Genomic DNA, 5,436 nt, shown 5'->3' with positions numbered 1-5,436 from the left:
GACCATCGCCGCACCCGCCCACAGGTACACCGTGTAGCGGCCGCCGGCGCGACTGATCCGGACCCCGTCGACCAGCTCGCGGCGAGCCGCGCCGGGGTAACGTGCGGTGCGCAGCGTCACCGCGACCCCGGCCGCCGCCAGTTCGGCGCCGATCCGCTGCAGGTAGGTCTCGCTGCCGCCGCCCTGCGGGTGCCCGGTGTCGCGCCAGCACAGCAGCAGCACCGAGCGCACCGCGTTGCGCCGCCGGTCGGTGGGCTCGCGCCGGGTGGCAGACATCGCGGTAGAGCCTAGTCGCTGGCGCGCGCCCGGCCCGGGGGCGGATTCGCACCCGGACCCTAGGGTGGGTTCGGTGATCCGTCGATCGCCCGTGGCCGCCACCGACCGATTCGCCCGCCGGGCGACGTTGCCCCGCTCGCTGCGGCTGCTCCGGGAGTTCCGCTACGAGCAGTCCGACCCGGCCCGCTTCTATACCGCGCTGGCCGCCGACACCGCAGCCATGGTCGCCGACCTGTGGCGGGCGACCCACACCGAGCCGCTGGCCGGGCGCCGGCTGCTCGACGTCGGCGGCGGGCCCGGCTACTTCGCCGCCGCGTTCACCGCCGCCGGTCTGGACTACATCGGCGTCGAGCCGGATCCGGCCGAGATGCACGCCGCCGGGCCGCCCGGCGATCGCGGCGCCGGGGCCTTCGTCCGCGCCTCAGGGATGGCGCTGCCCTTCGCCGACGTCTGCGACGCCATCGCCCTGTCGTCCAACGTCGCCGAACACGTACCGCGGCCCTGGCAGCTCGGCGAAGAGCTGCTGCGGGTGACCCGGCCCGGCGGCCTGGCGGTGCTGTCCTACACCGTCTGGCTCGGCCCGTTCGGCGGCCACGAGACCGGCCTGAGCCACTACCTCGGCGGAGCCCGGGCCGCCGCCCGGTACCAACGCCGGCACGGCCACCCGCCGAAGAACCACTACGGGTCGTCGTTGTTCGCGGTGTCGGCGGCCTCCGGCCTGGACTGGGCGCGCAGCACCGGCGCGCTGGTCGCCGCATTCCCCCGCTATCACCCGCGATGGGCCTGGTGGCTGACCCGAATGCCCGGCCTGCGGGAGTTCGCGGTGAGCAACCTGGTGCTGGTGCTGCGGCCGCCCCGCGGATTGACTGGAACGTGTTCTAACCGGACCCGGGCTGGGTAGGGTGGCGCGTATGACGCTCGCCGACGACGGTGCAGAGCGCAGCGACAAGGAGGAGTGGCGAAGTTGAGCGCTGTCAGCACAACCGAGTACGACACGCTGTTCATCGGCGGCAAATGGACCGCCCCGGCCACCGACCAGATGATCGAGGTCCGCTCGCCGGCCACCGGTGAATACGTGGGACGGGTTCCGCTGGCGGCGCCCGCCGACGTCGCCGCAGCCGTCGCCGCGGCTCGCACCGCCTTCGACACCGGCACGTGGCCGGCCATGGCGCCGGCCGAGCGGGCCGCGGTGCTGGGCAAGGCGGTCAAGCTGATGGAAGACCGCAAGGAGCTGTTCACCACGCTGCTCACCGGCGAGACCGGCCAGCCGCCGAGCATCATCGAGACCATGCACTGGACGGCCTCGCTGGCCGCGCTGGGCTTCTTCGCCGGCGCCGCCGACAAGGTGCGCTGGACCGAGACCCGCAACGGCGTCTTCGGCCAGTCCATCGTCTCCCGGGAGCCGATCGGGGTGGTCGGGGCGATCGTGGCCTGGAACGTGCCGCTCTTCCTGGCGGTGAACAAGCTCGGCCCGGCGCTGCTCGCCGGCTGCACGGTGGTGCTCAAGCCGGCCGCCGAGACCCCGCTCAGCGCCAACGCGCTGGCCGAGGTGCTGGCCGAGGCCGGCCTGCCCCAAGGGGTGCTCTCGGTGGTGCCCGGCGGCATCGAGACCGGCAAGGCGCTGGTGGACAACCCGGGCCTGGACATGCTGACCTTCACCGGCAGCTCGGCGGTCGGCCGGCAGGTCGGCGCACACGCCGCCGAGACGCTCAAGCCGTGCACCCTGGAGCTGGGCGGCAAGTCGGCGGCGATCGTGCTCGACGACGTCGACCTGGCGGCCGCGGTGCCGATGCTGGTGTTCTCCGGGGTGATGAACGCCGGGCAGGGCTGCGTCAACCAGACCCGGATCCTGGCGCCGCGGTCCCGCTACGACGAGGTGGTGGACGCCGTCGCCGGTTTCGTGCAGGCGCTGCCGGTCGGGCTGCCGTCCGACCCGGCCAGCCAGGTCGGCCCGTTGATCAGCGAGAAGCAACGCACCCGGGTGGAGGGCTACATCGCCAAGGGCATCGATGAGGGCGCCCGGCTGGTCTGCGGCGGCTCCCGTCCCGAAGGACGCGAGGACTTAGCCGACGGCTACTTCGTGCAGCCCACCGTCTTCGCCGACGTCGACAACACGATGACCATCGCCCAGGAGGAGATCTTCGGGCCGGTGCTGTGCATCATCCCCTACGACACCGAGGACGACGCGGTGGCGATCGCCAACGACTCGGTGTACGGGCTGGCCGGCAGCGTCTGGACCACCGACGTCCCGCACGGCATCGAGATCTCCAAGAAGATCCACACCGGCACCTACGGGATCAACTGGTACGCCTTCGATCCCGGCTCGCCGTTCGGCGGCTACAAGAACTCCGGCATCGGCCGGGAGAACGGCCCGGAGGGCGTGGAGCACTTCACCCAGCAGAAGAGCGTGTTGCTGCCGCTGGGCTACACCGTGGAGGGCTGACGACCGGTAACCGATCAGACCGTGGTGACGGTGATCAGGTCGCCGAGGTTGGCGAAGTCGGTGGGGTTGCGGGTGTACAGCTGCGCGGCGTGTGCGTGTGCGGTGGCGGCGATGAGTAGGTCCATGGACCGGGCACGCGGTTTTCGGCCGGCATCCGCTACGGCCGCGGCGATCTGGCCGTAGCTGGCGGCGACCGCTTCGTCGAGGGGCAGCGCGTCGAAGCTGCGTTGGACGGCGAGCAGCCGGCGCAGCCGCTCGGCGCGCACCTCTCCGCGTTTGGCCACCAGGACCCCGAAGTGCAGTTCCGCCAGGGTGATGGTGCTGATCGCCAGCTCGCCGGCCAGTGGCTCGACGTCGGTTGCGATGACGACGCTGGTGTCCAGGACCGCTCTCACCGACTGTGCCACGGGTCGTGCAGATGGTGCGCGATCAGATCGCGGTCGGCGTCCCAGTCGGGGTCCGCGGGGCCGGCGAACAGGTCACCGAGATCGGTCCAGCGCCGCCAGGTTCGCGGTGCGGCGGGCACCAGGCGGGCACCCGGGCGGCCTGCCACGGTGATGGTGATCTCCTCGCCATCCTCGACCTGCCGGACCAGGTCAGAGGCGTTCTGGCGAAGCTCCCGCAAGCCAACGGTCTTCACCCCGTCAACGTAGCACATGTGCTAGCCAGGTCGCCGCACCCGGCGATAGTCAATGCAGCGACCCACCTCGGTGCGGTAGAAGTCGACATCGCGGCCGCCCGCGGTGTACAGCCGGGCCTCCAGCGCCGAGCGCAGCGTGTTCACGCTCGGCTCACCCTCGGTCGCGTTGGCCAGCACCCAATCCACCGCAGCGTCCACACCCCGCTGCCGGCAGACCCGCACGGCCCGCCGGGCGGCGGAGCGCTTGTGGAACCGGGCGAAGCCGTCCTTGCCCCACGCGCCGACCATCCGAGCCTCCCGGTCCAGCAGCTGGCGCAGCACCGACAGCGGCCCGTCGGCGACGGTGGTGAACCGGGCGGTGTCGACGAACGCCAGCGCCCCGTCCGGCCGGCGAATCCGCTCCACGTCCGGCTCGACCACCACCGCGCCGCGGCCCTGCTCCAGGTCGTGCGCCCAGCGCACGACGGCGAAGCCCTGGTCGGGCAGCCGGTGCTTCCGGGTGTGCGTGTCCACTGGATCAACCTCCCCGATTACCGCGCCGAATCCTCTTGGACCGGTTGTTCTTCCGCGGCCAGCACCTGCGCCACCCGGGCCGCGACGCCGTCCAGCCCGGACAGGTCGATGCCGAACCGGCCGGTCAGCTCGGCGACCACCTGCTCGGCGGTGTCGAATCGGATCCGCTCGGTGCCGCCGCCCCGGGGGTGGCGGGTGAGCGCGCCGTCCTGCAGGTTCCACCGCCCGTCGGCGGTGGCCACCGCCACGCTGAGCCGGTGCAGGAACTTCGACCGCGGGTTGGTCGAGACGTACCAGCTGCCGACCTCCATGTCGATCAGCGGCCGCGGGTCGTCGGTGAAGGTGTACAGCGGCTGCCAGGCGTCGGCGATCAGCGCCTCCAGCAGGTAGCCGCGCCGGTAGTCCCGCAGCCGGAACGGCTCCAGCGGGGTCTGCTGCACCGGACCGGCGACCAGCCGCAGCGGTGCGGTCGGGGTCTGCCCGCCGAAGCCGACGTCGACCAGGTGGCGGCCCGCCACACCGGGTACCGAGACCGCCAGCGTCTCGTGCGTCTCGGCGTGCGGCGGGCCGTCCAGCCCGGCCGGGTTCATCCAGACCACCCGGGCGGCCAGCCGGTCGACGGTGAAGCCGAGGTCGGCCAGCACGTAGCCGATCAGGCCGTTCTGCTCGTAGCAGTAGCCGCCGCGGCGGTGGTGCACCATCTTGTCGGTGAGCCCGGCCGGGCTCAGGTCGGTGACCGGCCGGCCCAGCAGCGGGTCCAGGTTCTCGAACGGAATGTGGCTGACGTGCCCGGCGACCAGCCCGGTCAGCGTCGCCAGGGTCGGATCGGTCGGGCCGGCGTAGCCGATCCGGGCGAGATAGGCGTCGAGGTCGATGACCCGGCCCTCAGCTGGCGGTCCAGCGGGGGGCGCGTTTCTCGGCGAAGGCCAGCGCGCCTTCCCGGGCGTCCTTGGACGCGAAGACCGGCAGCGCGATCTTCATCTGCTCGGCGAATGCACTCTCCGGGCTCCAGCCTCGCGACTCGACGATGATCCGCTTGGTGGCGGCCACCGCCAGCGGCCCGTTCGCGGTGATCTTCTCGGCCAGCACGATCGCCTCGTTGCGCACCGTGGTCGGCTCGGCCAACACGTTGACCAGGCCCAGCTCGTGGGCACGCGGGGCGGGCAGGGTGCCGCCGGTCAGCGCCAGCTCCATCGCGATCGCCTGTGGGATGCGCTGCGGCAGCCGCAGCAGGCCACCGGCACCGGCCACCAGGCCGCGTTTGACCTCGGGAATCCCGAACACGGCGTTGTGGCCGGCGACGATCAGGTCGGCGGCCAGCGCCAGTTCGGTGCCGCCGGCCAGCGCGTACCCCTCGACCGCGGCAATCAGCGGCTTGACCGGCGGGCGTTCGGTGAAGCCCAGGCCCCGGCCGGGCACCATGACGTTCTCCCCGCGGGTGAACGCCTTGAGGTCCATCCCGGCGCAGAAGGTGCCGCCGGCGCCGGTCAGGATTCCCACCGACAGCGCGGGGTCGTCGTCGAGTCGATCCATGGCATCGGCCAGCCCCTGACTGACCTTGGCG

General features: G+C 72.3%; 7 protein-coding genes and 1 pseudogene. 2 read left to right on the top strand and 6 right to left on the bottom strand.

The window, feature by feature from the left end:
* Positions 1-276: pseudogene (locus tag AC2VNT_RS15405) on the bottom strand (glycosyltransferase family 1 protein); the annotation flags it as partial.
* A gap of 91 nt (positions 277-367) precedes the next feature.
* On the opposite strand from AC2VNT_RS15405, the gene AC2VNT_RS15400 reads away from it, so the two are divergent.
* Both AC2VNT_RS15400 and AC2VNT_RS15395 read left to right on the top strand, forming a co-directional pair.
* On the top strand, positions 368-1,177 hold the full coding sequence (locus AC2VNT_RS15400) for a class I SAM-dependent methyltransferase (RefSeq protein WP_486947684.1): 810 nt from the start codon (positions 368-370) through the stop codon (positions 1,175-1,177).
* A gap of 63 nt (positions 1,178-1,240) precedes the next feature.
* A complete protein-coding gene (locus AC2VNT_RS15395; RefSeq protein ID WP_486947682.1) occupies positions 1,241-2,719 on the top strand; it encodes an aldehyde dehydrogenase in 1,479 nt (492 codons plus the stop codon).
* A 14-nt stretch (positions 2,720-2,733) separates the two neighbouring features.
* On the opposite strand, the gene AC2VNT_RS15390 is transcribed toward AC2VNT_RS15395, so the two are convergent.
* The 5 genes from AC2VNT_RS15390 to AC2VNT_RS15370 all read right to left on the bottom strand — a co-directional run.
* Positions 2,734-3,126, bottom strand: coding sequence for a PIN domain-containing protein (locus AC2VNT_RS15390; protein ID WP_486947681.1), 393 nt, complete (start codon positions 3,124-3,126; stop codon positions 2,734-2,736).
* Entirely contained in the window at positions 3,111-3,359 is a 249-nt protein-coding gene (locus tag AC2VNT_RS15385) for a type II toxin-antitoxin system Phd/YefM family antitoxin (RefSeq protein WP_486947680.1), read from the bottom strand. Before AC2VNT_RS15385 ends, AC2VNT_RS15390 begins: the two co-directional genes overlap by 16 nt.
* Positions 3,360-3,380: 21 nt before the next feature.
* Entirely contained in the window at positions 3,381-3,872 is a 492-nt protein-coding gene (locus AC2VNT_RS15380; RefSeq protein ID WP_486947679.1) for a hypothetical protein, read from the bottom strand.
* 17 nt (positions 3,873-3,889) lie between these two features.
* Positions 3,890-4,747 carry an arylamine N-acetyltransferase family protein gene (locus tag AC2VNT_RS15375; RefSeq protein ID WP_486947683.1) on the bottom strand — a complete coding sequence of 286 codons (858 nt, stop codon included), beginning with the start codon at positions 4,745-4,747 and terminating at the stop codon, positions 3,890-3,892.
* Positions 4,748-4,757: 10 nt separating this feature from the next.
* The coding region (locus tag AC2VNT_RS15370) for a crotonase/enoyl-CoA hydratase family protein (protein WP_486947678.1) at positions 4,758-5,436 on the bottom strand (679 nt) is incomplete at its 5' end.

This window comes from Mycobacterium sp. TH-M15, assembly GCF_057473705.1.
This window is presented reverse-complemented; position numbering and strand designations above follow the sequence as displayed.